Annotated in this window: 23 protein-coding genes; 15 read left to right on the top strand and 8 right to left on the bottom strand. The window is 61.1% G+C overall.

The features are described 5' to 3' along the window. The first annotated feature begins 260 nt into the window (after positions 1–260). The 4 genes from LPJGGPFB_RS22040 to LPJGGPFB_RS22055 are packed head-to-tail and all read left to right on the top strand — an operon-like array spanning position 261 to position 4,174. Positions 261–1,367 (top strand): polyamine ABC transporter substrate-binding protein, encoded by a 1,107-nt coding sequence (locus LPJGGPFB_RS22040; protein ID WP_210264536.1) that lies wholly within the window; start codon positions 261–263, stop codon positions 1,365–1,367. A gap of 39 nt (positions 1,368–1,406) precedes the next feature. Next, on the top strand, positions 1,407–2,474 hold the full coding sequence (locus tag LPJGGPFB_RS22045; protein ID WP_234902956.1) for an ABC transporter ATP-binding protein: 1,068 nt from the start codon (positions 1,407–1,409) through the stop codon (positions 2,472–2,474). Between the two features lie 8 nt (positions 2,475–2,482). Then, the gene (locus LPJGGPFB_RS22050; protein ID WP_210264537.1) at positions 2,483–3,370 is read left to right on the top strand and encodes an ABC transporter permease subunit; all 888 of its coding nucleotides are present in this window, start codon (positions 2,483–2,485) and stop codon (positions 3,368–3,370) included. A 9-nt stretch (positions 3,371–3,379) separates the two neighbouring features. After that, positions 3,380–4,174, top strand: a complete 795-nt coding sequence (locus LPJGGPFB_RS22055; protein ID WP_173422029.1) for an ABC transporter permease — start codon at positions 3,380–3,382, stop codon at positions 4,172–4,174. A 53-nt stretch (positions 4,175–4,227) separates the two neighbouring features. Here the strand turns inward: LPJGGPFB_RS22055 and LPJGGPFB_RS22060 are convergent, their stop codons facing one another. Then, positions 4,228–5,124 carry a helix-turn-helix transcriptional regulator gene (locus tag LPJGGPFB_RS22060; RefSeq protein WP_173422030.1) on the bottom strand — a complete coding sequence of 299 codons (897 nt, stop codon included), beginning with the start codon at positions 5,122–5,124 and terminating at the stop codon, positions 4,228–4,230. A 201-nt stretch (positions 5,125–5,325) separates the two neighbouring features. On the opposite strand from LPJGGPFB_RS22060, the gene LPJGGPFB_RS22065 reads away from it, so the two are divergent. The 3 genes from LPJGGPFB_RS22065 (at position 5,326) to LPJGGPFB_RS22075 (ending at position 8,911) form a co-directional block, all read left to right on the top strand. After that, a complete protein-coding gene (locus tag LPJGGPFB_RS22065) occupies positions 5,326–7,047 on the top strand; it encodes an amidohydrolase family protein (RefSeq protein ID WP_210264538.1) in 1,722 nt (573 codons plus the stop codon). A 75-nt stretch (positions 7,048–7,122) separates the two neighbouring features. Beyond that, positions 7,123–7,500, top strand: a complete 378-nt coding sequence (locus LPJGGPFB_RS22070) for a cupin domain-containing protein (RefSeq protein ID WP_173422031.1) — start codon at positions 7,123–7,125, stop codon at positions 7,498–7,500. Positions 7,501–7,504: 4 nt separating this feature from the next. After that, on the top strand, positions 7,505–8,911 hold the full coding sequence (locus tag LPJGGPFB_RS22075; RefSeq protein ID WP_173422032.1) for an NAD(P)/FAD-dependent oxidoreductase: 1,407 nt from the start codon (positions 7,505–7,507) through the stop codon (positions 8,909–8,911). A gap of 86 nt (positions 8,912–8,997) precedes the next feature. On the opposite strand, the gene LPJGGPFB_RS22080 is transcribed toward LPJGGPFB_RS22075, so the two are convergent. The 5 genes from LPJGGPFB_RS22080 to LPJGGPFB_RS22100 all read right to left on the bottom strand — a co-directional run bounded on the left by LPJGGPFB_RS22080 (position 8,998) and on the right by LPJGGPFB_RS22100 (position 15,444). Next, positions 8,998–10,800, bottom strand: coding sequence for an NAD(P)/FAD-dependent oxidoreductase (locus tag LPJGGPFB_RS22080; protein ID WP_173422033.1), 1,803 nt, complete (start codon positions 10,798–10,800; stop codon positions 8,998–9,000). A gap of 75 nt (positions 10,801–10,875) precedes the next feature. After that, the gene (locus LPJGGPFB_RS22085; RefSeq protein WP_173422034.1) at positions 10,876–11,952 is read right to left on the bottom strand and encodes a 2,3-butanediol dehydrogenase; all 1,077 of its coding nucleotides are present in this window, start codon (positions 11,950–11,952) and stop codon (positions 10,876–10,878) included. A gap of 158 nt (positions 11,953–12,110) precedes the next feature. Continuing rightward, positions 12,111–14,015 (bottom strand): sigma-54-dependent Fis family transcriptional regulator, encoded by a 1,905-nt coding sequence (locus tag LPJGGPFB_RS22090; RefSeq protein ID WP_173422035.1) that lies wholly within the window; start codon positions 14,013–14,015, stop codon positions 12,111–12,113. A 366-nt stretch (positions 14,016–14,381) separates the two neighbouring features. Next, positions 14,382–14,615 (bottom strand): BrnA antitoxin family protein, encoded by a 234-nt coding sequence (locus LPJGGPFB_RS22095; protein ID WP_173422036.1) that lies wholly within the window; start codon positions 14,613–14,615, stop codon positions 14,382–14,384. A 37-nt stretch (positions 14,616–14,652) separates the two neighbouring features. Further along, entirely contained in the window at positions 14,653–15,444 is a 792-nt protein-coding gene (locus LPJGGPFB_RS22100) for a GntR family transcriptional regulator (protein WP_173422037.1), read from the bottom strand. 124 nt (positions 15,445–15,568) lie between these two features. Here LPJGGPFB_RS22100 and LPJGGPFB_RS22105 point away from each other — a divergent pair, with 124 nt between their 5' ends. From LPJGGPFB_RS22105 to LPJGGPFB_RS22135, 7 genes are read left to right on the top strand one after another with little or no spacing between them, the layout of a single operon-like run. Continuing rightward, the gene (locus LPJGGPFB_RS22105; protein WP_173422038.1) at positions 15,569–16,954 is read left to right on the top strand and encodes a family 4 glycosyl hydrolase; all 1,386 of its coding nucleotides are present in this window, start codon (positions 15,569–15,571) and stop codon (positions 16,952–16,954) included. Further along, positions 16,951–17,883: a carbohydrate kinase family protein gene (locus LPJGGPFB_RS22110; protein WP_173422039.1), complete on the top strand. Its 933-nt coding sequence runs from the start codon at positions 16,951–16,953 to the stop codon at positions 17,881–17,883. Before LPJGGPFB_RS22105 ends, LPJGGPFB_RS22110 begins: the two co-directional genes overlap by 4 nt. A gap of 36 nt (positions 17,884–17,919) precedes the next feature. After that, the gene (locus LPJGGPFB_RS22115) at positions 17,920–19,062 is read left to right on the top strand and encodes an extracellular solute-binding protein (RefSeq protein ID WP_173422040.1); all 1,143 of its coding nucleotides are present in this window, start codon (positions 17,920–17,922) and stop codon (positions 19,060–19,062) included. Positions 19,063–19,079: 17 nt separating this feature from the next. After that, on the top strand, positions 19,080–19,934 hold the full coding sequence (locus LPJGGPFB_RS22120; protein ID WP_234902957.1) for an ABC transporter permease: 855 nt from the start codon (positions 19,080–19,082) through the stop codon (positions 19,932–19,934). A gap of 35 nt (positions 19,935–19,969) precedes the next feature. Then, complete coding sequence (locus tag LPJGGPFB_RS22125; protein ID WP_412728352.1) at positions 19,970–20,740, top strand: ABC transporter permease; 771 nt, start codon at positions 19,970–19,972, stop codon at positions 20,738–20,740. A 36-nt stretch (positions 20,741–20,776) separates the two neighbouring features. Beyond that, positions 20,777–21,832, top strand: coding sequence for an ABC transporter ATP-binding protein (locus tag LPJGGPFB_RS22130; RefSeq protein WP_173422042.1), 1,056 nt, complete (start codon positions 20,777–20,779; stop codon positions 21,830–21,832). Next, positions 21,829–22,656: a glycerophosphodiester phosphodiesterase gene (locus LPJGGPFB_RS22135; protein ID WP_173422043.1), complete on the top strand. Its 828-nt coding sequence runs from the start codon at positions 21,829–21,831 to the stop codon at positions 22,654–22,656. The genes LPJGGPFB_RS22130 and LPJGGPFB_RS22135 overlap by 4 nt, the downstream gene beginning before the upstream one ends. Here LPJGGPFB_RS22135 and LPJGGPFB_RS22140 read toward each other — a convergent pair. Both LPJGGPFB_RS22140 and LPJGGPFB_RS22145 read right to left on the bottom strand, forming a co-directional pair. Next, positions 22,637–23,434 carry an inositol monophosphatase family protein gene (locus LPJGGPFB_RS22140; protein WP_173422044.1) on the bottom strand — a complete coding sequence of 266 codons (798 nt, stop codon included), beginning with the start codon at positions 23,432–23,434 and terminating at the stop codon, positions 22,637–22,639. The two genes, LPJGGPFB_RS22135 and LPJGGPFB_RS22140, sit on opposite strands and share 20 nt — an antisense overlap. A 173-nt stretch (positions 23,435–23,607) precedes the next feature. Continuing rightward, positions 23,608–24,498, bottom strand: a complete 891-nt coding sequence (locus LPJGGPFB_RS22145) for a LysR substrate-binding domain-containing protein (protein ID WP_173422285.1) — start codon at positions 24,496–24,498, stop codon at positions 23,608–23,610. 114 nt (positions 24,499–24,612) lie between these two features. On the opposite strand from LPJGGPFB_RS22145, the gene LPJGGPFB_RS22150 reads away from it, so the two are divergent. Then, positions 24,613–26,271, top strand: a complete 1,659-nt coding sequence (locus tag LPJGGPFB_RS22150) for a Na/Pi cotransporter family protein (RefSeq protein WP_173422045.1) — start codon at positions 24,613–24,615, stop codon at positions 26,269–26,271. The last annotated feature ends 12 nt before the right edge of the window (positions 26,272–26,283 follow it).

Genomic DNA, 26,283 nt, shown 5'->3' on the forward strand with positions numbered 1-26,283 from the left:
GGACAGACGCGACCAGCTTGAGGACTGCAAAAGCGGCGAACCGAGGATGCGCCTATTCTCGGTTCATGTGCCTGAAAACATGGCGGTAATGATCTGATCGCAATCATCCCGACGTCGTCCAGCATGAAGCATTTTGGCGCTGGAGGTCCTGTGCCTGGCGGCAGGACCGCCGCCCAGCCTAGCCAAAGGGAGTGTTGACGCTTCCCGGTTACCCCAGCAGTTTTTCCCGAAACAAAGGCCATTCTGCCTTGGGAGGGAACATGACCGGTTCGTACCGTTCGCTGATGCACTCGGTTGCTATCGCCTCGATCGCCTTGCTCTATGGACAGCAGAGCGCGAGGGCCGACGAAAAGCTGTTTATCTACAATTTCTCCGACTATTTCGCCGAAGACACGGTTTCGACCTTCGCCAAGCGAACAGGCGTGGACGCCCGTGTGGATTTCTTCGATTCGCTGGAGGTTCTGGAGACGCGTCTGCTGGCAGGCGGAAGCGGGTTCGACGTGGCCTTTCCAAGCGCGACTGTCGGCGAGCGCCTTATCCAATCGGGTGCGCTGAAGCCGATCGATCCGTCCAGCCTCAAGAACTATAACAACCTGGACAAGGATCTCCTGAAGTTCGTTGCCGAACACGACCCGGGCAATCAGTATCTCGTACCGTACATGTGGCTGACGACGGGGATCGCCTACAATCCGAAGCTCGTCGAGGAGCGTGTCGGCAAAGCGCCGACGAACAGCCTGGACCTGTTCTTTAAGCCGGAACTGGCGCAGAAATTTCAAGACTGCGGCATCGGCATCGTCGATGCGCCGAACGAAGTGATCCCAATCGCTTTGAACTATCTCGGTCTCGACCCCTATTCGACTAGCCAAGAGGATCTCGACAAGGCCAAGGATCTGCTTCTGACGTTGCGCCCTTACATCCGGCACATGCAGAGCGGCCAGCTGGTGGCAGACATGGCATCCGGCCAGCTGTGCCTGGCGATGATGTGGAGCGGCGACGCGGGCATCGCCGCGGCACGTGCGGACGAAGCCAACAATGGTGTCGCGGTCGCCTACTCGATCCCGAAGGAAGGCACGATCATTTCCTTCGATACGATGGCCGTGCCTGCGGATGCGCCTGATCCCGAGCAGGCCCTGGCCTTCATCGACTACGTTCTCGAACCGAAGACCGTCGCCGACATCAGCAATCACGTGTTCTACGCGAATGCCAACGCCGCAGCGACACCTCTCGTCGAGGAGGCGATCCGCACCGACCCGAACGTCTATCCGCCTGCCGAAGTCCGCGCCAAGCTCTTCGTTGACAAGTCGCTGCCGCCGCGTCAGGCGCGCGAACGGACACGGGTATGGACGGCCTTCAGGGCCGGCAGCTGAGCACGTCGCCTGAGAAGCGGAAGCAGAAGGACATTCGCATTGCAATCCTACGTATCCATCGAGAACCTCTCCAAATCTTTCGGCTTCTTCACTGCCGTTGACGACGTTTCGATCGGCATCGGGAGGGGGGAATTCTTCTCGCTTCTTGGTCCATCAGGATGCGGCAAGTCGACCTTGCTGCGCATGGTCGCCGGCTTCGAGACGCCGACATCCGGTGCCGTCCGGCTTGATGGGGAAGAGGTCACGGACGTTCCGGCTCATCGCCGGCCAACCAACATGATGTTCCAGTCCTACGCCCTGTTTCCGCATTTGACGGTGGGCAAGAACATTGCCTTCGGCCTTGAGCAGGATCGGCTGGCAAGGGCCGAGATCCGGCAGCGCGTCAGCGAAGTCGCCGAAAAGCTGCAACTGACCGCGTTGCTCGATCGCAAGCCGCAACAGCTGTCCGGCGGGCAAAGGCAACGCGTCGCCTTGGCGCGAGCATTGGTCAAGCGGCCTAAAGTGCTGTTGTTGGACGAGCCGCTCGGCGCGCTCGACAAGAACCTGCGCACGGAGACCCAGCATGAGTTGGTCAGGCTTCAGCGCGAGCTGGGGTTGACGTTCATCATCGTCACCCACGACCAGCATGAGGCAATGACCGTATCATCGCGTATCGCGATCATGCGGCAGGGCAAGGTGTTGCAGATCGGATCGCCTGCCGAAGTCTACGAAACTCCGGTTTCCCGCTATGTCGCGAAATTCCTCGGTGAGGCCAACGTGTTCGAAGGTGGTGCTACCACCCGTTCGGGCAGCGAACTGGCCGTCGAAAGTGCGGAGGCGGGCGGTCCGGTGTTTGCCACCGCTGCGGACCATGTCTCCACCAATGGGCGCTTCTGGGTGTCGGTGCGGCCGGAGAGGGTCGAGCTCGCCAGGCAGGGCAGCGGTCTTGAGGGCGTTATCGAACAGTTCAGCTACGCTGGATCGGGACGGCACTACCGGGTTCGCCTCAAGAGCGGGGCAACGCTGGACGCGTTGCGCGTCAACCTGGGCGCGGAGGACGATCTGTCGGTCGGCGACACCGTGTTTGCCTCATGGATGCCGCAGGCCGCCCGTCTGCTGGCCGACTAGGGAACGACATGATGCAATCAAAACCCGATCTGGGCCGACGCGCACTGGTGTTCGTCCCCTATGGCTGGCTCGCCGTCTTTTTCCTCATGCCCTTTCTGCTCGTGCTGGCGATCAGCCTCTCGTCCGTTCGCCTCGGCATGCCGCCCTATGAGCCGCTCTATGCGTGGCAGGGATCGCTGCTCAGCATCAGGCTCAATCTTGAGAACTTCATCTTCGTCCTGGGTGAGAATACCTATTTGCTCGCCTACCTCACCAGCCTGAAAGTGGCGGCGATTTCGACCGCGCTGATGTTGGCGATCGCCTATCCGCTGGCCTACGGCATTGCAAGTTGTTCGCCTCGGTCGCGCTCGTTCCTCATCTTCCTCGTGATCGTGCCGTTCTGGAGTTCGATGCTGATCCGCGTCTATGCCTGGATGAGCATCCTGCGCAACGACGGGCTACTGAATTCGCTGCTCCTGAACCTCGGCGTCATTTCCGAACCGCTGCGGATCATGAACACCGAGACCGCGATCTATATCGGCATCGTCTACACCTATCTGCCATTCATGGTGCTGCCGATCTACGCCAACCTCAGTGCCAGTGACCGCACCCTGATCGAGGCGGCGCGCGACCTTGGATGTTCGCGCCTGTCGGCGTTCTGGCGCGTCACCTTTCCACTCAGCCTCAGGGGCGTTGCCGCCGGATCCGCGCTGGTCTTCATCCCGGTCATCGGCGAATTCGTCGTGCCGGATCTCCTGGGAGGTGCGGACACCCAGATGATCGGCAGGACGATCTGGATCGAGTTCTTCAACAACCGGGACTGGCCGGTCGCTTCGGCGGTTACGGTGCTGCTTCTCGTCATCCTGGTGATCCCCATCGTCCTGTTTCAGACACGTTTGTCTCGAACCTCTAAGTGAGAAGCGACTATGTCTCAGCCATCCTGGTTCAATCGGCTTTCCATCTGTGCCGGGCTTGCCTTTCTCTACCTGCCGATCGTGGTTCTGGTCGTCTACAGCTTCAACGCCTCGCGGCTGGTCACCGTCTGGGGAGGCTTCTCCACGCAATGGTACACTGCCGCGATCAGCAACCAGTCGATCGTCGAGGGCGCAAAGATCAGCTTTCTGGTGGCGGCGATCTCGGCGACGTTTGCGACCGTGCTCGGATCGCTCGCAGCGATCGTGGCGGTAAGAGTTCGCCGCTTCCGCGGGCACCATATCTTCAACGGCATGCTGGTGGCGCCGATGGTGATGCCGGAGGTGGTGATGGGCGTGTCGATGCTGCTGATGTTCGTGACATTGGGCATCGATCGCGGCCCGGTGACGATCACGCTTGCCCATGCCACCTTCACCATGTGTTTTGCGGCCGTGGTGATGCAGTCCCGGCTGGTCGAACTCGACCCGTCGCTGGAGGAAGCAGCAAGAGATCTCGGCTGTCCGCCATTCCTGGCATTCATGAAGGTGGCAGTGCCGAACATGGCTCCGGCCTTCGTTTCGGCCTGGTTGCTGTCGTTCACGCTGTCGCTTGATGACCTGGTGATATCGAGTTTCACGACAGGTCCCGGGGCCTCGACACTGCCGATGAAGATCTATTCGCAGATCAAGTTCGGGGTGACCCCTGAGGTCAACGCCATCTCGACGATCATCCTTGGCGTCGTCGTCTTCGGCCTGGTGGCGTCACGCATCGTGTCCACGCCCTCGGCAAAGAGCAGCCTGGCCGTATAGGCGCCCGAGCGCCTCAAGACCACAAGAGTTCGGTAGCCTGCAACAGACCCCTGTCAGTTGCAGGCGAGCTCGCCCGTCAGCTGCCCGCGCTTGGCGAGGTAGCCCGACAGCGGGTCTTCATAGACGTTCTTCGCCGACGAGACGGCGTCAATGAACAACGCAAACAGTGCCGTCTGTGACGTTATGTCGAGCTTCGAGTAGAGGTTGCGCCGATGCAGCTTCACTGTTGCCGGCGAGATGCCGAGCTGCGTTGCAGCACCCTTGACTGAGTAGCCGCGCAACACGAGTTGAGCGACCTGGCATTCGCGCTCCGTCAGGATGCTGCGGCCGAAATTGCCGATCGCCTGGGCAAGCGCCTTCTGCAACGCTGAGCCCTCGCCATCAAGCGTCTCGGGCCGGAGGTCGCGGAAATGGCGGATGACCGCCGTCCGCAGGATCGGTGCCAGGCTCTCAAGCAGTTGCACTTCCTGCTCGCTGAAGGCGATGCTCGTCCGCTTGCGCCCGAGAGAGATCGCTATCTTCGAGGCATCGTCGAGGCTGACGATAAAGTTGAACTCGTCGTGAAGCCCGGAGTGCTGGTAGTATTCGCGGTAGTATTGCGTGCGGTCGAACGAAGGCGCGATCTGGCTCAGGCGATATAGCCCATCATCCTCGTTCTCGACCGCGAGTTGATAGAACGGATCGAGCCGGTAGGGGCCTTGAAGGTAATGCCGGATGTCCGACAGGCCGCGATGCGTCTGCCAATCATTGAAGAGTATCTTCGGCGCGCTCTCACCCCGATAGAGCAGGATCAGCCCCGCATCCACGGAAACATGCTGCTTCAGCGCTTCGGCCAGGCGTTCCTGGAAATCCATTCGACCGATATTGCCGATCAGTGACATCGCCAGTTCATTGATCGCAGGCGACTGCGTCACTGCGCCTGGCTCGCTCGTCGCGGTACTCCCGTTCATGCCTGCGTCCTCCCTCGCGCGAGCGTAGGTCAGTTTGAAAATGGCCGCAAGAGACGGCCGCGGCCTGTTACTGGCTGATGACGGATGTTTGCTGCGGTCGCCGATCAGCGGACCTAGCCCTTTGGAGTATTCCGCTTCCGGCCGCATTGCCGCTTACTCCCTGCATCCGCTTCATCTGTTCGGACTTCGGGAGGGAAAGACGTGCGCATCAAGAAAACAAGGGTTCTGCTGCACCAGCTTCTGGCTGGCACCATGCTCGCCGCGCTAGCGGCCGGGGCATCTTCTACGGTTGCCAACGCGGCCGCCGATCTTATCGCCGTCAACGGCGACGTGCGGACCGTCGATCCGAACACGCCGCGCGCCGAAGCCTTCGCGGTCGAGAACGGAAAGTTCGTGGCAGTCGGCACCAGCGCCGAGATCCGGGCGCTCGCCGACGGCAAGACCACTGTGCTCGACCTTGGCGGCAAGACGGTTACGCCCGGCTTCATCGACGGGCATACGCATCTGACAAGCGGCACGGACTATGTCACCGGTGTCGACCTCTCCTACATCCCCGACAAGGAAACGTGGCTGAAGAAGATCAAGGAGGCGGATGAACGCCTGCCGCCAGGCGTGTGGATCACCGGAGGAGGCTGGGACTATACGCTGAAGGAAGGCAAGCTTCCGACGAAGGAAGACATCGATGCCGTGGTCAAGGATCGCCCCGTCGTTCTGCGCGATATCGATTTCCACTCGATCTGGGTCAACAGCAAGGCACTGGAAATCGCCGGTGTCACGGTCAAATCCGAGGTGCCGGCCGGTGGCGAGATCGTCGTCGACGCCAAAACCGGTGAACCAACCGGGATCCTGCTCGAAGGTGCCGGCGACCTCGTCACCAACAAGAAGCCGGCCTATTCCGACAAGGAACGTGCCGAAGCGCTGCTGCAGACCGTGAAGTTTGCAAACAGCGTCGGCCTGACCGGCGTTCACGACATGTCGTCCATTGCCGCTGTCTACGATTATCTGAAACTCGTCGAGGACAAGTCCCTGTCACTCCGGGTCTGGTACGGCTTCTTCGAAGACAAGGCCGCCAACATCGCAGCGGCGGCAGAGGATCGTGAAGCCGTCGACAGTCGTGTCGCTGCCAGCGGTGAGACGAAGGTCAAGGGTCCGCTTCTGACGGTTGGATATGCCAAGTCGGTCGTCGACGGTGTGCTGTCGACCCACACGGCCTATATGCTGGAAAACTACTCGGACCGCACGGGGTGGAAGGGTGAGCCGTTCCAGTCGGAGGCGGATCTGAGCGCGCTGATCAAAGCCGCCAATGAAAACGGCTTCCCGACGGCCGTTCACGCGATCGGCGATGCCGGCGTCCAGATGACGCTGAACGCATTCGAAAAGGCACAATCACACGCCAAGTATCCGAACCGCGTCGAGCATATCGAGATCATCAATCCCTCGGATATCGAGCGGTTCAAGACGCTTGGCATCGTGGCATCGATGCAGCCGAACCATGCCACCGGCACGATCGGAAAATACATCACCGAACGGGTCGGCCATGAGCGCGAGTCCCACGCCTATGTCTGGAAGTCGATGCTTCAGCACAAGGTTCCGGTCGTGTTCGGATCCGACTGGGCGACCTCGCCGCTAAGCCCGCTGACCCAGATCAACGATGCCGTCTTCCGCGAAAGCCCCTTCGGGCTCGGCGACGGCCCGTGGCATCCCGAGCAGGCCGTCACTTTCGACGAGGCACTGTTTGCCTACACCCAGGCCGGCGCCAACATGACACCGTGGGCCAACCAGATCGGGTCGATCTCCACGGGCAAATGGGCTGATTTCGTCGTACTCGACGCCAAGCTGCCAGACCCCGTCGATCGGTCTATCCGAAAGCGGCATGTCGAGGCGACCTATGTCGCGGGAACGGAAGTCTATCGGGCGAAATAGCCTCGCCAAACACATCCGGCGGGACCCGGTAGCCTCGTGTCCCGCCGAAAGCTGACCATGCATACAGGAGCATATATGACCAAGGTAATGAAAATTGATCGCAACGGTGTCGGGCTGCGCGAGCTGGAAAAGTGCAGCGTCGTACCGGTCGAGGCGATCCTTTCGGGTTTTGCCGACGAAATGGGCGATGTCCATTTCGAAAGCGCCGACGGTTCGATCGTCGTCGGCACATGGCAATCGACGCCCTACGCCGAAATGCTCTCCTATCCCGATGGGGTGGAGTACAGCGTAATCCTTTCCGGCAAGGTCGCGATCACCAGCCCGGACGGATCGGTGCAGACGTTTCAAGCGGGCGAAAGCTACGTGCTGCCGAAGGGGGTGGAGGTTCGGTTCGAGGTGCTCGAGACGATGCGCAAAGTCTACGTCTTGCACACCGCAAAGACCGACGGGTGACCCCATGGCACACCCAACGCAACGATCGTCGGTGATCTCGCTTGCCGACGTAACGATGTTGCCGTTCTGGCTGGATCGGCCGGATGCGCCCGAAGCCCTGCCGCCGCTGACGGCCCATCGGAAAGCTGACTTGTTGATCGTCGGTGGCGGCTTCACCGGCCTCTGGGGGGCGATCCAGGCCAAGCAGGCCCAGCCCGATCTCGATGTGGTGCTGATCGAGAAAGGCACCGTCGCCAACGGTGCTTCCGGGCGCCCGGGCGGCGTCGTCTCTACGTCGGTGATGCACGGCCTGTCCAATGCGGTGCGCGTGTTTCCCAACGACATTGCCGAGCTGGAGCGGCTCGGTAAGGAGAACATGCATGGTTTCATGCAAACCCTCTCCGACCATGGCATCGATTGCCACGCGGAGTGGGGCGGCGAACTGACGGTCGCGGTGGACGCAGATCATGTTGACGCCCTGCACAGGGAGCACGAACTGCACCTTCAATATGGTCATCAGGCCGTGTTTCTCGATCAAGACGCGGTCCAGGCGCAGATCGGGTCGCCGCGATACAAGGCCGGCATCTGGTCGAAGGATATCAGTGGGACGGTCCATCCGGCCTTGCTCGCCTGGGGTTTGAAACGAACCGCCCTTTCTCTCGGCGTCGAAATCTTCGAGGGTACGGAGTTGCTGACGCTTGACGAGGTTGGCGCCAAGATCGAGGTCAAGACGCCCTTTGGCTCGGTGACCGCACCGAAGGTGCTTCTGGCCACCAACGCGTTTGCTTCCGGCCATCGTGGCATCAGGCGCCGTGTCGTCGCCATCCGCGATCGGGTGCTTGCCACCGAGCCGTTGTGCGAACAGCAGATGGCGTCGATCGGCTGGAAGAGCCGGCAGGGTGTCTACGACACCCGGACCCAGATGAACTACATGCGCCTGACGAAGGATAACCGCATCATCTTCGGTGGGAGGCTCGGCTACGCGTTTGCGGGCACGACGTCGCCGGGCGTCGATAGCGACGTCCAGACCTACGAACCGCTCGCCGATGCCTTCTTCGACACGTTCCCGCAATTGCAGGGTCTCCGGTTCACTCACGCCTGGAGCGGCCCGATCGATCTCAGCACGCGCATGGCGGTGCACTTCCAGAGGTATCACTCAGGCAAGGTCGTCTATGCCGGCGGCTATTCGGGCTTCGGGGTCTCGGCTTCGCGGTTCGGCGCGCGCATCGCGCTCGATATTCTCGACGGCTCGAAGACTTCGGAGAGCAGATTGGATTTTGCGACACAACTGCCCAACGTCGTGCCGCCCGAGCCCTTTCGCTGGCTTGGGGCGCAGGTCACGATGTATGCGCTCGATACCGCTGACCGAAAAGGCGGATGGCGCAAGCCGTGGCTCAGACTGGTTTCGGCAATGGGCTTTCCATTGAGCTGAAAATGCCAGAGCCCCCTGAAGGTCATGGGGCGCGAGCTCTATGACGGGACTGGCCGGATACCCGGCTCCGGCCAGCCCTCAAGACGTCAGCCGCGGTGATGGCTCTCCTGCAAGCCGTAGACCGGTGTTTCGATGCCGGCCTGGCGGGCCTTCAGTTGCAGCGAAAGATACTGCGAATAGTGCCGCGACTGATGCAGGTTGCCGCCATGAAACCAGAGAGCCTCCTGCTGTGTCGGCTTCCACATGTTGCGTTGTTCGCCTTCCCAGGGCCCGGGGTCCTTTGGCGTGTCGGAGCCCAACCCCCAGCATTTTCCGACCTTTTCGGCCACCTCACGGCTGATGAGATCGGCCGCCCAGCCATTCATCGAGCCGTAGCCAGTGGCGTAGACGACGAGATCCGTCGGCAGTTCGGTTCCGTCCTTGAGCACAACCGACGTTTCGGTCAGGTGATCGACGTCAGCGCCGGATTTCAGCTTGATCGAGCCATCGATAATGAGGTCGCATGCGCCGACATCGATGTAGTATCCGGAGCCGCGGCGCAGGTATTTCATGAACAGGCCGGAGCCGTCGGCACCCCAGTCGAGCATGAAACCGGCCTTTTCGAGGTCCGAATAGAACCGGGCATCGCGCTCGCGCATCTTGTCGTAGAGCGGGATCTGGAACTCGTGCATGATTTTATAGGGCAGCGAGGCAAAGATGAGGTCGGCCTTGCGTGTCGTCATGCCGGCGGCGACGGCGCGCTCGGAGTAGAGGTCGCCGAGCCCAATCTCCATCAGCGAATCCGACCGCACGATGTGGGTAGAGGAGCGCTGGACCATGGTGACGTCGGCGCCCGCCTCCCACAGGGCGGCGCAGATGTCGTGGGCCGAGTTGTTTGCCCCGACGACGACCACCTTCTTGCCCTTGTAGGCGTCTGGCCCCGGATGTTGCGAGGAATGCTGCTGTTCGCCCCTGAAGGTCTCCTGTCCCTTGAACTTGGGAATGTTGGCCTTGCCCGACATGCCCGTGGCCAGCACAAGCTGTTTTGGCCTCAGCACCACTTCCTTGCCGTCGCGCTCGACAACGACGGTCCACTCCTGCTTGTCCTCGTCATAGGCGGCGGATCTGCAGGTGGTCGAGCTCCAGTAGTTGAGCTCCATCACCTTGGTATACATCTCCAGCCAGTCGCCGATCTTGTCCTTCGGCGCAAAGACCGGCCAGTTTTCCGGGAAGGGGATGTAGGGCAGGTGGTCGTACCAGACGGGGTCATGCAGGCAGAGCGACTTGTATCGCTTGCGCCAGCTGTCGCCGGGGCGTTCGTTCTTCTCGATGATGATCGTCGGCACGCCGAGCTGGCGCAGGCGGGCGCCAAGTGCAATGCCGCCCTGGCCACCGCCGATGATGACGACATAGGGCTGTGTCTCGTAGCCGAGGCGCGCTGCTTCCTCCTGGCGTTTTTCACTCCATGTCTTGCGATTGGGGTCGTGGCCGTGTTCCGCCCCCATCGGTCGCTTCAGACCCTTGGGCTCTTCATGTCCCTTGATCTCGCTCATCGTGGTCAAAAGCGTCCAGATCAAGCCGTTCTTCAGACGGATATGGCCATAGCCACGGGCAACATCGGTTTCAAATTCGAACCAGCCTTGCGTGACGCCGTCACCGTCCGTCGCAATTTCTTTCTCATCCTGGCGGAAGCGCGATGGTTTGATCGTCTTCAACTGGTTTGTCAGCATGTCGCGGATCTGATCCTGGCCCTCCATCGTGCGCAGGTTCCAGGTGAACGTGACCAGATCGCGCCAGTAGCAGTCCGCCTGGAACAGGTTGACCGCCGCTTCGATGTCTCCGCGCTCCAGCGCCTTGCCGAGTTTGGCCAGGGCTGTGTCTATCTTCGTGTTGGGGCTGTCTTCAAGCATGGTATCTCCTCCGTTTTGCTCGAATATCAGGTGGCAACGCCGGGGCGGCTCCTCCTTCCCCGGCGCAGCTATGGTTCATTTTGAAAGGTCGATCAGGATCTTCAGCTGCTTTCCGGCTGGATCCAGCAGGGCGTCGAAACCTTGGGCAACGGCCTGGTCAAGGGTGATGGTGTTCGTCACGACCTTGCTCGCGGGCAGCAGGCCCAATGCGATCAGCCGGATGACGCGCGGCCAGTAATGAGTCGGGTAAGCCCAGGAACCACGCAGGTCGATGTCCTTGAAGGTGACCTGGAACCAGTCGAGCGGGTTCTCGTGCGGATGCAGGCCTGTTTGCACGACGACGCCCTGTTTGCGCACAGCATCGACGCAGGCCTTGAGCGCATGTTCGTTGCCGACGCATTCGATCGCGACATCGCAGCCGACATTGCCTTCCGAAATGGAGCGAACGACGTCGCCGGGACTGTCCCGCTTGGGATTGATCGTAATGAGATCCGGCAGGATCGATTTGGCGAAGGCGAGCCGCGCATCGTTGATGTCGGAAACGAAGAGTTGGGCGGCACCGGCTGCCCTTGCAGCCAGCAGCGTCAGAATTCCGATCGGCCCTGCACCGGTGATGAGCACGCTGCTTCCTGCCGTCACGCCACCGCGATCGCAGGCGTAGACGGCAACCGCGGTCGGTTCGACGAGGGCGGCCTCCTCGTCACTCATGGCATCTGGGATTTTCTGGACGTTGTAGTCGTTGAGCGTGGCATATTCCGCCATCCCGCCCCACTGCCAGCTGAGCCCCGCGAGCGCGAGATCCGTGCTCAGGTGATAGAGCCCGCGATCGGCAAAGTAGTCGCCGGCGCGCGGCATGATCAGGGGCTGAACCGAGACCCTGTCTCCAACTGCGACGGTGCTGACGCCGTCGCCGACCGCTTCGACGACGCCACCGAACTCGTGTCCGAGGATTTGCGGGCCATGGGCGCCGGTATAGGGATGCGGCTCCTTGGGAATAAAGATCGGGCCATAGGCGTATTCGTGCAGGTCCGTGCCGCAGATGCCGACAAACCGGTTGCGGATGAGGACCTGACCCGGTGCGGGCTTGCGATCGGGTGGCGAGATCTGTTCAAGCCGCAAATCCCTGGCTGCATGAAATCTGAGTGCGCGCATGTTTCCTCCGTTCTGTCTTTGTTGCGACAATACGGAGCAAGGCACGTGCCAGAATTCTCTCAGGGGTGATTGAAACCTGTAATCAGCAACTTAAGGGCGTTTGTTGAAGTTGTTCACCTGAGCGGCTGCAACAGGTGTGGCACCACACCTGTTGCGTGCTAGTGCTTGGCGCGCAGCCCGTGCCGCTTGATCTGGCGGTGAACGGTGGAGCGATCGACGCCCAGGCGTCGGGCCGCTTCGGAAATGTTCCAACCACAGGATGAGAGCACGATCTGGAGCGACGCGCCGTCGTCGGACTGTCCGCTTGGGGGCGGCCCCTCCTTCTTGTTCGTCAGCGCGGCTATGAGATGCTCTGGCAGGTCGGCGAGCTCGATCCGGTTTTCGTCGCAAACGGCAGCCGCGACAGCCAGGACGTTGTCCAGTTCGCGGATATTGCCGGGCCAGCCATGGGCTTTCAGTGCGGCCAGTGCGTCGGAAGAAACGTGTAAAGGTCGCCCTTCGCTCCTGTGCCTATCGAGCAGTGCTGCAAGCAACCATTCGAAATCCGGCCGGTCGCGAAGCGGCGGCATAAGGAACACAGCGGCATTCAGGCGATAGAACAGGTCTTCACGGAACCGTCCCTCCTGCACAAGCTGCTGCAACGGCCGGTGTGTCGCCGAGACAATGCGCAGGCTAACCGGTTTCGGTTCCACCCCACCCAGCGGCAGGATTTCCCGTTCCGCCAGGACCCGCAGCAATCTGGTCTGCAAGACCAGGGGCATGTCGCCGATCTCATCGAGGAACAGGGTTCCGCCATCCGCCTGTTCTATCAGCCCTTTGCGCCCCTTGGGCGATGCGCCGGTAAAAGCGCCTGGCAGATATCCGAAGAGTTCGCTCTCGATAAGGTGTTCGGGCAACGCTGCGCAGTTGATGGCAACGAACTTGCCCTTGAGGCCGCTGCTGTCGTGGATGGCCCGCGCGAGGTGCTCCTTGCCCGAACCGGTCTCTCCCTGAATAAGGACCGGTAGCGCAGTTGGCGCCAGCTTGGCGATCCGCTCCTCGAGGGCGGCAATCACTGGCACATTGCCGCCGAGCCGGCGCGTAGCCGAAAGAGTTGCCATCTTGCCGGCCGTCCTGCCAACAGGAAACTGCGGTTCGATCGCATGGGCAAAGAGCGCGTTTCCGTCACGGGCGGTCAAAAGACGCTCCTCCGTCGGCCTGCGGCGCGTCAAATCAACCAGGCCATCGACGCCGATATCGAAGAAGCGGGAGATCGGCTGCCCGATGAGATTCTGCGGGTCACGCCAGTCGAGCCCGGCCGCGCGCGCAAGGATGCGGGCGCCCCCATGGGTCATGCCGATGATGAGGCCGCGCCCGTCTATCGAGATCGCAGCCTCGGGATCGACGTCGAGGAACTCCGGCGAGCGGGCAAAACGTAGCACCCATTCATGGCGCGTGCGCGCCATCAGGTTGGCGAGTTCGATCCGCCGCACGGTGGCGGCGACGAGGTGGCGTGCAAGGTTCTGGCTCGCCTTCAGGATCGGGGAACTGAGCAGCGAAATGTCGAGGACGGCCGAAAGCCCTCCTTCGGTATCGTAGATCGGCGCGGCGGTGCAGGAGAGCGGAGTATGCGTCGTATCGAAATGGTCGCTCTGGTGGATCGTCAGCGCTTCGCCGGTTTCCAGGCAGGCTCCGACCGCGCACGTGCCCGCGCGCGCCTCCGCCCAATCCGATCCGAGATAGAGACCGGCTCGTCGCAGGTTGTTGTCGAAGGAGGGATCGCCCAGAAACTCGACCGTCACGCCTTTTCGATCGGAAAGCAGGAGGACGTAGTTTTGTCCGGCGACCTGATTATAGAGGTTTTCAAGACCAGAGCGCGCGATCCTGATAAGGTCTTCGGCCTCCTGCCGATGCTCACGCAGGCGAAGCTCGGGCAAGATATAGGCTTCGCAAGTCTGCGCCGGATCCAGCTTGTGCTGATCGAGACACCGCAGCCACGATTTGACGACGACCTCATCGCGGCCGGTTGCCAGGCCTTGTCCTACCCGCTCGATTTCGCGAACATGTTCCGAATGTGAAACCATGGAATTTCGATGGCATCGCTGCCATGCTCCTCCATTCCTCCAAACGCGAATGAGTTCACGCCTAATCCGCTTTGTAAAGGGCAGGGGGACATTTCATGCGCATCGAGCGCAATCGACTGTGGTCTTGCCGTCACGGCGATCTCGGGCACCGCCTGCCCACGTGCCTAAACGGCGCCTTTTCGCCTTTGTCGGCGCCGAACGTGGAACGGAGGATGGATGCGGGAAGGGCCGGATTAATCCTTCGGCTATTCTGCCGAAGTCTTCTCCTTCGACAAGGCACACCCTTTGATATCCCTGGACAACAGCCGCTTCCGCCTCTCCAGGCCACTCAACGGCGTGAATGCCAGCTGCGTCTGGCGAGGACGGTCACGCCGACGATTTCATGGCGGCGCGCAAGGTATCGTTGATGCGGTCTTGCCAGCCGGGTCCGTCCGCCTGGAAATGCGCCAGCACATCGCTGTCGATCTTGAGCGAAACGAGTTCCTTGGCATTCGGGAGCGCAGGTCTTTCGACCGCGGGCGCTGCCACTTTCTTTGCCGGCTTGAACAGAGCCTCGGCTGCATCTTTCGGATTTGCTGGTCTTCGGGGTGTCGTTGCCATGGGTATTTCCTTTTCGTCACCGATCTGGCTCTGTGGCCTATTCGCCTTGCTGAATGCTCAAGGGGTAGCGCTTGGGATGGTGCACGGAGGTTGATATGTTGATAGGGCGATTTTCGGCTGAGAATGCGATCTGATCCAATGTCAGTACCGCGGTTTTCTGCTCCAGCTTGAGCAAGGTGACTTCGTCTTCGTCGGGATAGCGCGCGCTGATCGTTGTCTGTCCCCGCACGGGGCGCAGGCCGTAGCGCTCGCGCAATTCAGCGTAGAGCGAACGGTTTCCAGTCGACCAGTCCAGATCCAGCAGTCCCGGGCAAGCGGCCGGCTGCAGCCAGTCATACTGTATGACCACTGGCACGCCGTCGAGCGTGCGTAGGCGTTTCAACAACACGACGTCAGCGGCTTCCGGCAGGTAGAGCGCGCGCGAAATCTCCGGCGGAGCAGCATAGATCTTGGCTTCCAGCAGGCGGCTGCCGGGCACCATGCCCTTGGCGATCGCGTTGGCAGTAAAGCTCGTCAGCAAATGCAACTCGAACGGTTCGCTTTTTTCGGCAACGTAAAAGCCCTTGCCCGGCTGACTTTGCAGATGGCCCTCCTGGACGAGTTCGACAAGTGCCTGCCTGATTGTAATGCGGCTGACATCATAGGCCTGTACCAGCTCGCGCTCGGAGGGAAGTTTGGAATGGGCGGGGATGGTGCCGTCTCGCGTCAGATCCAGGATGTTCTGCTTGACCTGCCTGTAGAGAGGCTGCTGGTCATCGCGATCGAGTGGCTTCAGCCGGGCGCGTTCCGCCAACGGATTGCTTCGAACTGTCGGCTTCTTTGCGGGCATCTTTTCCGTACCGTTTGTGACGATTCTAGTGCTGCACGAAATATGGCAGCAAGGCAACGGCCTATCTTGACATGTCTGGATATGACCAGTTACGACTGGCGTTATTAGACAACCGAGGTATCCGATGAAGCTCACTCTGATTGGCGGCGGCGGCGTAAGAGCGCCCCTATTCGTAGCTTCGGCTCTTCGCAGGGCCGAACGCAGCGGGCTTACCGAAATCTGCCTGCATGACGTCGATCAATCGAAACTCGAAATCTTCGGCGGGCTTGCCCGCGAGATTGCTCTGAGGATGCAGTCGCCCGTCCGCATTTCCGCCACCGTAACTGCCGAGAAAGCCCTTGAGGGCGCGCGCTACGTCGTCACCACTGTTCGGCCCGGCGGCGAGGATGGGCGTGTCAAGGACGAGCGGATTGCCTTGTCGCACGGCGTTCTCGGCCAGGAGACCACCGGACCTGGCGGTTTTGCCATGGCGTTGCGCAGCATTCCCGTCATCACTGAATATGCTCAGCTGCTGAAAGAGGTCAGCCCGGATGCCTGGCTCTTCAACTTCACCAACCCCGCGGGTCTGGTGGCACAGGCGCTGAGCGACGCGGGCTTCGATCGTGTCGTCGGCATCTGCGACGGCGCCAATGCTGCCCAGGAAGCGGTGGCACAAAAGCTCGGCGTTGCCGTCAGGGACGTGCAAACCGAAGTCTTCGGCCTCAATCACCTGTCGTTCACCCGGTCAGCAGTCGTCGGAGGGCAGGAGGTTCTGCAGGGTCTGCTGGATGACGATGCGTTTCTTGCCGAAACGGCGCAGCGCATTTTCGATCCGGCGATCATCCGGCGGCATCGGCTCTGGCTCAACGAATATCTCTACTACTTCTACTATGCCGAGAAGGCGCTTGGCGACATCCAGGCCGATGCGCGCACCCGTGGTGAAGAAGTGCGCGACCTCAATCGTACCTTGATCGCGGAACTATCCGACATCGGCGTCGAGCGCGACGCGGATGCTGCCCTGGCTGCCTACTTCGCCTACGAACAGCGCCGTGAGGCGACCTACATGCATTACGCTCGGCCCGAAGCGCCGAGCATGGAAGATGCCGACAGGGCAATCCGCGCCGTCAGTGCGCATGCGGCGGACGGCGTCGGCGAGGGTTATGCCGGTGTTGCGCTCAACATCATCGATGCGATGGAATCGGGCGCCGAGTGCCATATCGGATTGAACGTGCGCAACGGTGAGGCTATCGACGGCCTTAGGCCCGATGACGTCGTGGAAGTCAGCTGCGTCGTCGGCCGCGACGGCATCAAGGCGAAAAAGATTGGGGCGATGCCGGAGGCACAGGCGCAACTCGTGCACAACATCAAGCGTTATGAACGGCTCGCTGTCAGGGCGATTGCAGAGCGGCGGAAGGATCTGGCCGTCGAGGCTCTGGTCGCGCATCCGCTTGTGTTGTCCTACTCGCGCGCGGAGCCGTTGGTCGAGCAATACATCGCCGCCCATCAACCCTTTGCCGGAGAATGGCGTTGATACTTTCAAGACAGGGCAGGGCCGCTCCGTACGATGTGGTGCTGGCTGGAGAGTACTATTACGACCTGATTTTTTCCGGCCTCGGCGACGTGCCAAGGCTCGGCGCCGACGTATGGTCGAAGGACTTCGATGCCGTCCCAGGCGCCAGTTACACGACGGCTCGTGCCTTTTCCTTGCTCGACGTGAAGGCCGGCTGGTGGTGCGAGACCGGAACAGATCTCTTCAGCCAGTTGATGATTGCGGCGGCAACGCGCAACGCGATTGACGTGTCCCTGTTCCAGCGGCGCGCAGAGGCCCGGATCCGCCTGAGCGCCGCATTCTCCATGGCACAGGATCGGGGATTCATCAGTCACTTCCAAGGGGAAGAGACGCTTCCGTCCAAAGCCGAAATCGAACGGCTGGGGCCGCGGGTCCTCATCGTGCAAGGGCTCACCTGCCGGAACGATTTGGCAGATCTGTTCGCCTTCGCCCGCTCCATCGGCATCTTTTGCTGTCTGGATTGCCAGCATGTCGACGAGGGTATCGCTGAAGGCAATCTCGCTGACATTCTGCGCCACACCGATTGCTTCATCTGCAATGAGACCGAGGCAACGCGGCTGACAGGCAGCGCGAGCCATGATGGGGCGCTGCTGGCCATTGCCGGATACTGCCCGACAGCCGTGATCAAACGCGGCGCACGCGGTGCCGCAGCACTCCATGCCGGCCAGGTCATCGAAATCGGCGCGCCGCAAGTCGAAGTCGTCGATACGACCGGTGCCGGCGACAGTTTCAACGCCGGCTTCATCTACGGCCTGTTGCAGGGCTGGCCGATGGCGAAGGCGCTTCGAGCCGCCGTTGCCTGTGGCTCGGCCTCGGTGACGGCACATGGCGGCAAGGCGCTGCCCCGAGAAAGTGAGCTTCTTCAAAGCATGGCAGAAGCCACCTGGTAAAGAACGACACATCAAACGCAACGTGGGAGCATGCATATGAAACGTCGGGAATTCCTTGCATCCGCAGCGGCAGCTGCTGCGGCAATTGCCATCAGTCCCAGGCTGGCCTTCAGCGCTGACGGAGCGGTCGAAGTGATCGTGGGGAGCGATCAGAACGTGGCGGACTTCTGGTCCAATGTGGTCGTTCCGGCCTTGCAGCAGGAACTCCCGGACCTCGTTGTCAACGTGACAGTGTCTGACGGCAATTCGGGCATGATGGCCCTGGCCGATCGCGCGCTTGCCGCGCTGAAGACGAAGAGCGATCCACAGGTCGATGTGATGGAAGCCTTCAATCCGCGCAACACCGTCGGCGCGATCGATGCCGGTCTTTGGGTCGATTTTTCAAAGGCATCGATGAGCAACTACGCAAAGCTCAACACGCTGGCGATCGATACCAATTTCGGCCTTCCATACCGTGGCTCGCAGGTGGTTCTGGCCTACGATTCCAACAAGGTGCAAACGCCTCCGAAGACTTGGGAGGAATTGACCGCCTGGATCAAGGCCACGCCCGGCCAGTTCATCTACAATCGCCCCGACAAGGGCGGATCCGGCGGCAATTTCGTACGGCGCGCGATCCACGAGGCCAACGGTCGGGACCCGTCCGCATTCACTGCGTCCAATTTCAGCAAGGAAAAGGCTGACGCGATGCTGCCGCCCGCCTGGGAGATCCTGAAGGATCTCGCCCCTTCGCTCTATCAGGGCGGATCCTACACTGCCGGCAACACGCCGTCACTTCAGTTGCTCGTCTCGGGCGTCGTGTCGATGGTACCGACCTGGTCCGACCAGGCCCTGTCCGGCCTGAAATCGGGCGAGTTGCCTTCTCACATCAAGCTGGCGCAGTTGCAGGACCTGGCATTCGTCGGCGGGTTTGCCTATTGCACCATCCCGACCAATGCCACGAACATCGAGGCTGCGACCAAACTCGCAAACGTCCTCATTTCTCCGGCTGTCCAGGAACAGATCGTCGATCAGATCGCCGGGTTCCCGTCGATCGAATGGTCCTATCTTTCGGACGAGATCCGCACCGCAAATGCCGACATCATCCCGAAGTCGATCCCGGCCTTCCCGGACGGCGAGTGGGAAGCAGCCGTCAATGACGGCTGGTATCGCAACGTCGCGCCCGCGATCGCGCGTAACTAAGAGATCGGAGCGCTGGTTTGGGAAGCGAAGGCACCTCTACACGAAACCTGAAAGGGCTGCTGCTCATCGGCCCGCCGCTTGCAGTCATGGTCTGCCTGCTGCTTTATCCCGCCGGCGTATCGATCGTGCAAACGCTCCAGGAGACCGCAGCCGATGGCTCCGTCTCCTGGAGCCTTGCTCGATATCATCGGTTCTTCACCGATCCCTACAGTGTCGCCAACTACGTTCGCACCGTGTGGACGACGGTGGTGACGCTGATCCTGCTGATCGCCATTTGCCTGCCGATTGCCATCTATCTGCATTTCACCCGCAGCCGCCTGGCCGCCGTCGTTCAGGCCTTGGCACTTTTTCCAATGTTTGTGCCCGGGATCATCGTCGCCTATGCGCTCATTCGATATATCGGCCCGAACGGCCTGCTTCAGTCGCTGCTGGAAGTCGTCGGGTTCAATTCGTACAGTTCGCCGTATCTGACCCCGTGGGGGCCGGTGATCGGTCTGGTCTGGGATCACATGCCTCTGACCTTGCTTATCCTGACCGCGGGCATGGCGAAGGTATCACAGGAAGCCATCGAGGCGGCCCGTGATGTCGGAGCCGGCTATGTCGTCATATTCCATCGCATCATCCTGCCGCTGATGGTCGAGTCGCTTCTGGTCGTGATGGCCTTGAACGTCATCAGCCTCTTCGGCTCGTTCGTCATCCCCTACATGCTGGGACCGGCATCTCCGGAGATGATGGGCCCCTATATGCTGAGGACATTTTCGGAAGTCCGTCAGCCCGATTTTGCCGCAGCGCAGGCCGTGATCACCTTCCTGACCTGCTCTGTCTTTGGCATCCTCTATGTCGTCATGCTGACGAGAAAGCAGGACGTATGAAGATCCGCGCCAGCACGATCGTGGGCAGCATCATCATGCTCGTCCTGATCGCATATGTGGTGATGCCCATTGCGACGGTGTTTCTCTGGGCTTTCGCCGAGAAATGGACCTATCCGGCCCTGCTTCCGACCGAGTGGGGCCTGAAATACTGGCACACGACATTGGCACGCGCCGATGTTCTCTCAGCCTTGCGCCTGTCGCTTGCGCTCTCGGTCACGGTGACACTGCTATCGGCAGTGATCTGCCTGCCGGCGGCCTATGCCTTTGCCCGTATGGAGTTCGTCGGGCGCCGCACCTTCATGATGTCGTTCCTCGCCATCAACGCGTTTCCGCGGTTCGGGTTGATCGTGATGATCGCGACGCTGTTCCTGAGCCTCAGACTTGTGGGCACGTTCTGGGGTATCGTCCTCGTGCAGCTGCTGAACACGATGCTGATCATGATCTGGCTGCCGTCAGCGGCGTTTCGCGGCGTCGACCGCCGACTGGAGGAGGCCGCCCGCGACGTGGGGGCCGGGCCGGTGCGAACATTCATTCGCATCACCATCCCTCAGGCGGCACCTGCTATCGGGGCCGCGATGCTGCTCACATTCGTTTCGACGTTCTACGAGACGGAAGGTGCATGGCTGGTCGGGGCACCCAAGCTGCGCACGATGCCGATGGTGATGTTGCAGATGATCACCGGGCAGATCGTAGTGCAATATGGAGCGGTCCTGTCCGTTCTGCTCTGGGTGCCATCATTCATCGCATTGTTGTTCGCGCGCCGGGTGCTGGCGTCGAACCAGTTTGCAAAAGGATTTGGCGCATGACGCCGCACGCACGCGTGTTGTCGGAGTTTTGTTGAAATGGCGAAATTGGAATTGAAGGGTATCGAGAAGCGCTACGGCAACATGGCCGCCGTCAGCGACATCTCCCTCGAAATCGCGTCGGGTGAACTGGTCTGCCTGCTCGGGCCCTCGGGATCGGGCAAGTCGACGCTCCTGCGCATCATGGGCGGCTTCGAAAAGCCGACGGCAGGCAGCGTCTTGATCGATGGTGTCGACGTGACGGCGAGTGCGCCGGAGAACCGCCCGACGGCGATGGTTTTTCAAAGCCATGCGCTCTGGACGCATATGAATGTTTTCGAGAACATCGCTTTCGGGCTGAAGCTCAGAAAGCTGAGCCGGGCGGAAATCGCTCGCAAGGTGGATGCGGCGCTCGATCTGGTCGGCCTCACAGGTTACGGCAAGCGCAGCCCGCTGCGCCTTTCGGGCGGTCAGCAGCAACGCGTGGCGATTGCGCGATGCATCGTTCTGGAGCCGAAGATCCTGCTCATGGACGAGCCGTTCGCCAGCCTCGACCAACATCTCAGGGAGCGTTTGCGCGAGGAAGTGCGCAATATTCAGCGCGAGCTTGGGATCACCACCGTCTTCGTAACCCACGGGCAGGACGAGGCGCTTGCGATAGCGGACCGGGTCGTTGTGATGTCGGTTGGCAAGATCAATCAGGTGGGCGGGCCCGCCGATATCTATGCGCAGCCGCAGGACAAGTTTGTTGCCGGCTTCATCGGCGCGATGAACATGATCGATGGTCATGTCTCGTCGGGCGTAATGGATGCCGCCGGCTTCAAAGTCAGCGTTCCGTTGCCGGATGGGGAGGCGACACTTGCGGTTCGGCCGGAGAAGCTGGCGATCGCGGCTCAGGCCGGAGGTATCTCGGCATCGGCAAAGATTACCCGCATAGTGCATTTCGGAGCGTACCGCACCGTCGAGGCGACAACCGACGGCATCAACCGCGTGAAGATACATGCCGACACCGAGACGGTACTCGAACCGGGTCAGGATATATTCCTCGATCCTGTTCATTTTTCCGTCTTCAAGGACGGGCACGACGTCTTCCGTTCGGCCGCAGTCAGCAGATGAGCTTTCGGCCCGCTCTCAAGTGGCACCGTTTGCGCCAGGTCCGGACAGACTGCGCGTTCGGGCTCACCAGCATGATGCAGGGCGCCGCGTGCGGCGCGTCGATGGAAGTCGATCTGCGCGCGCTTTGTGACGGCGATTTCGTCTGTCTGCACGATGCGACGTTCGATCGCGAAACCAATGCCGCCGGTCCGGTGCGCGACTTCACGTCGTCGGACGTCGGATCAATACTGATGCGCAACGATGATGGTCGGTTGGCAGACGTGCGGCCCATACTTCTTGGTGATCTTGCCGCCGAGATGGGCGGCGAGGCGGTTCATCCGGGCGCATTGATGCAGCTGGACTTCAAGGACGACATAGGAACACTTTCGGCAGATCATCGTCGGCGGTTTCACGATTGTCTCGCGGCCTGCGCGAGCCGCTTCATCCTTTCGGGAGATGATCCGGCAGGGCTTCTCAGCCTCGGGGCTGGCCTCTCGGGGCTCAAGATCGGCTATGATCCTTGCCGTGACGATACGCTGACACAGCTGCAACGAAGCGGAGCGTTCGAGGCTTTCGCGCGCGACGCTGTCAGCGCGGTGCCATTCGCCGCCTATGTCTATCTGGAATACCCCATCATACTTGCGGGGCTCGATGCCGGCGTGAACGTCATTTCGACCTTTCAATCGGCCGGCATGAAGGTGGACGCCTACACCTTGAATGCCGACCACAGCAGGGTCGAGGAGACGTTGGACCGTCTGGTTCAAGCCGGCGTTGATCAAATCACCACGGACGAGCCGCGCGTTCTTGAAAACCTGCTAAGCCGGGTCATTCCACAAAGAGGCTGAGCAGCCATGGCTGAAGAGCCCGCACGCTCGCGAGAACTGCGCCATTGCCATTCTGCTCGTTTCCCTGGAAGTCCGTGACGACACCTCCGCACTCTCTGACCAGCAGCGCTGAAGCAAGGTAGTCGAGCGTATCTAGCCCATCTTCGAAACAGGCGTGATGCCGTCCGGCCGCGACATAGGCGACAGAAAGTGCCGCAGAGCCAAGCCGTCTGGTGACGGCCGCCCGATCGATCACCGCACGCAAGGCGGTGTGATAGCGCTCCACCGAAACACCCTGGATCTGTCCAGGGATGGGAAGTCCGACGCCGACCACGGACCGTTCTGGCGCAACGTCGCCACAAGCAGGCAGCCGCTTGCCGTTCAGGTATGCGCCTCGGCCAGCTTCCGCGACAAACATCTCGTCACGGACGGGGTCGAAGACGACGCCTGCCATTACCCGACCGTCTTCCACATGCGAAATGACCTGCGCGAAAAATGGAATATGAAACGCGAAGTTCGACGTCCCGTCGATCGGGTCAATGATGAATGTCCGCCGGCCGGAACCTGCCGTGTCGCCTGTCTTTTCCTCGCCGACAATGCCTGCATCCGGGCATTTCTCTTTGAGCAGGGCGACAATTGTTCGTTCCGTCGCAATGTCTGCTGCCAGCTGATAGTCACGGGGGGCCTTCTCGACCATGCCGATCGTCTCGGTCGCGGCATAATATTCCAGGGCCGTGGCGCCACCAGCACGCGCCGCATCTATCATTGCTGACGTTACTTCGCTCGGCTGAAATGACATCGCTTACCTTCCCAGAGAGGGTTCATACCCAACTGGTCATAACAGGTCATTTCCAGTTGATCAAGCTGAGGGGCGACCGCGTCGCTGATCTGCGGGCCGTTGAAGCCGATCAAGGGTGTCGGGGTGGTCAACCATAGTCCGGCCGGTGACCAGGTCCTTGCCCATGTCGCGATTCAAGAGACTTTTCCTTCTCCTCCGCTTTGAGTGAGTTTGCGCGCTATTTCGTAGAACGCATGGACAAGCTTGCCGTTGCTGCGTTCGCGCAGACAGATGAGCGCCTCATCCATCAGCATTTCCGGGGCATCGATCCTGATTGGCACGAGACGGTTGTCCTGGCCGAACTCGGCGGACGAGACAAAGCCGATACCGCCGCCGGCGGCGACGATCTCGCGCACCGCTTCTCGCCCCTCGGCCTCGATTAGCGGCGTGAGCGTCACGCCGCATTGTTCGGCCATCGCCTCGAGCTTCTGGCGGGTCTTCGAGCCGCGTTCGCGCATGACGAGCGGGTGATTTGCCAGTTCCGCGAAGGTGACGCTCTCGCCTGCTGCAAGAGGATAGTCGCGGCTTGCGAAGGCGACGATCGGTGTGGAATTGAGCTTGAGAACGTCGAAGTCGCCGACCTGAGGGATTTCACCGAGCACACCGATATCGGCCTCATAGGCGTGCAGACTGGTAATGACCGTCTCGGTGTTGCCGGCGTCAATCGACACCTGAACCGTCGGGTAGGCGCGCCGGAAGGCGGCCAGGATGTGCAGCAGATGGTGCGCGGCGTCGGCGACGATCCGGAGCTTTCCGGCTCTCAATGCGCGCGATTCCGAAAGAAGATCGAGCGCCTGCTGTTCGACGTCGAACATGCGGCGCGTGACTTCCAGTAGCTGTTGGCCGGCATGCGTCAGCGTCACCTGCTTCTTGTTCCGATTGAAGAGCAGAACGTCATACTCTTCCTCCAGCTTGCGCACCTGGTCGGAAACCGCCGGCTGGGTCAGAAACAGCGCCTCGGCTGCCCGCGAGAAGCCGCCGTGGATGGCCACATTGTGGAAGGCACGGAGCTGGACATAGCGCACGGTAACATCCTTCAATAGATAAATTCTGTCGATGGAATCATCAGAACGAACGATTTGATTTATGTAAAGGGGCAAAAGATAGTTTCCGGAGCCAAACCTTTCCGGAGCGCGCCTATGAACCTTTCGGCCGTCGCCCTCGAACTCGCCGCTGCAACAGTCCTGCTGCTTTACGCCGTCAGTCTGGTCAAGAAGGGTGTCGAGGCCGCCTGTGGCGATGTCGTCACCCGGGCCGTCGGAGGTGCCGGCGGCAGGCCACGCGCGGCAGCCTACGGCTGTCTGATCGCAGTTGCCCTCCAGAGTTCGACGGCGGTCGCTATGCTCGCCGCCGGCTTTGCCGTCAGCGGCGCGCTGACACTGGACGTTGGCCTCGCGGTCCTGCTCGGCGCCGACCTCGGCTCGGCGCTCGTCGTGAAAATCCTGAGTTTCGATCTGCACTGGCTGGCGCCGCTCCTGATTACCGGCGGCGGTCTCCTGCATCTCAAGGCGCGTGCTCGAAAGCCAGTCGAGGCCGGGCGTGCGGTTCTCGGCATCGGCCTGTTGCTCCTGTCGCTGCAGATGATCGGCCACGCGACGCTTCCGCTCGGCCAAAGTCCACTGTTGCCGGCAGCGATCGAGATGCTGAGCAAGGACGCGCTGACGGTGATGATCGTCGCTGCGCTTTTCACCTGGGGCCTGCATTCCAGCGTCGCCGCAATCCTGTTGATCCTGACCTTTGCGGCTAAGGGGCTGCTGCCGCTCGACGTCGGCATCCCGCTCGTTCTTGGCGTCAATCTCGGCGGCGGGCTGATCGCTTTGTGGCTGACGCGCGGCCTGCCGGTGGAGGGCAGGCGGCTGCCGCTCGGTAATCTCATTTTTCGGGCGCTGTTCAGTGCCACGGTCTTCGCGCTGTTTTCCCTGCAGGTGTCTTTCGCGTGGCTGCCCGGTGTGACGGTCGCTTCCAAGCTCGTCAATCTGCATGTGCTGTTCAATGCAGCGTTGGTGCTTCTCGGTCTCGTTTCGTGTGGCCTGATGGCGCGCTTCGTTCGTCTGCTCACCCCGAAAGACGTCGCGGAAAAGGACGCCGGCCTCCTGGCGCATGTCAGCGCGCTGGACCAATCTCTGGTCGACAAGCCTGCTCAGGCATTGGCCGCCGCCGCACGGGAAGTGCTGCATATGGGAAACCTGATTACACGCATGCTCGAACCGGTCATGGACGTGATCGCCTCGCCAACGCCCGAGACCGTCGATGCGCTGCGGCGCATTGATGGTGACATCCATCGCGCCCATAGCGAGATCAAGCTCTTCATCGCCGCCGTCAACCGCGGCATCCTGACGGACGAACAGTCCCGGCGCGGCATCGAGCTCACCGAGGCGGCCATTCATCTGGAATATGCCGGCGACGTCGTGTCGAAGAGCCTGCTGCGCATGGCAGAGGAGAGGCTCGAAGGTGCCGGAGCCTTTTCGCCAGCGGGCTGGCACGAACTGATGGCGCTGCACTTGGCCGTGTTTTCGAATGTGAAGCTCGCCGCCAGCCTGCTGGTTTCACCTGAACCGGTGATTGCCCGCGAGATGGTGCGCCAGAAGGAGCATGTCCGGCGGCTGGTGCAGGAAAGCAGCCAGAGCCACCTCGAGCGGCTCAGGCAGGGAATATCCGCCAGCATCCAGTCGAGCGACATGCATCTGGAGATCGTTCGCGCGCTGAAGGAACTTAATTCGCTGGTCACGACCATGGCCTATCCGCGCCTTCGCGAGACCGGCGACCTACTCGAAAGCCGTCTCGTGCCGGCTGCGTAGTTGTATAAGATG

Origin of the sequence: Ensifer adhaerens, from assembly GCF_013283195.1 — a bacterium.
In the GTDB taxonomy this organism is placed as follows: domain Bacteria; phylum Pseudomonadota; class Alphaproteobacteria; order Rhizobiales; family Rhizobiaceae; genus Ensifer; species Ensifer adhaerens_G.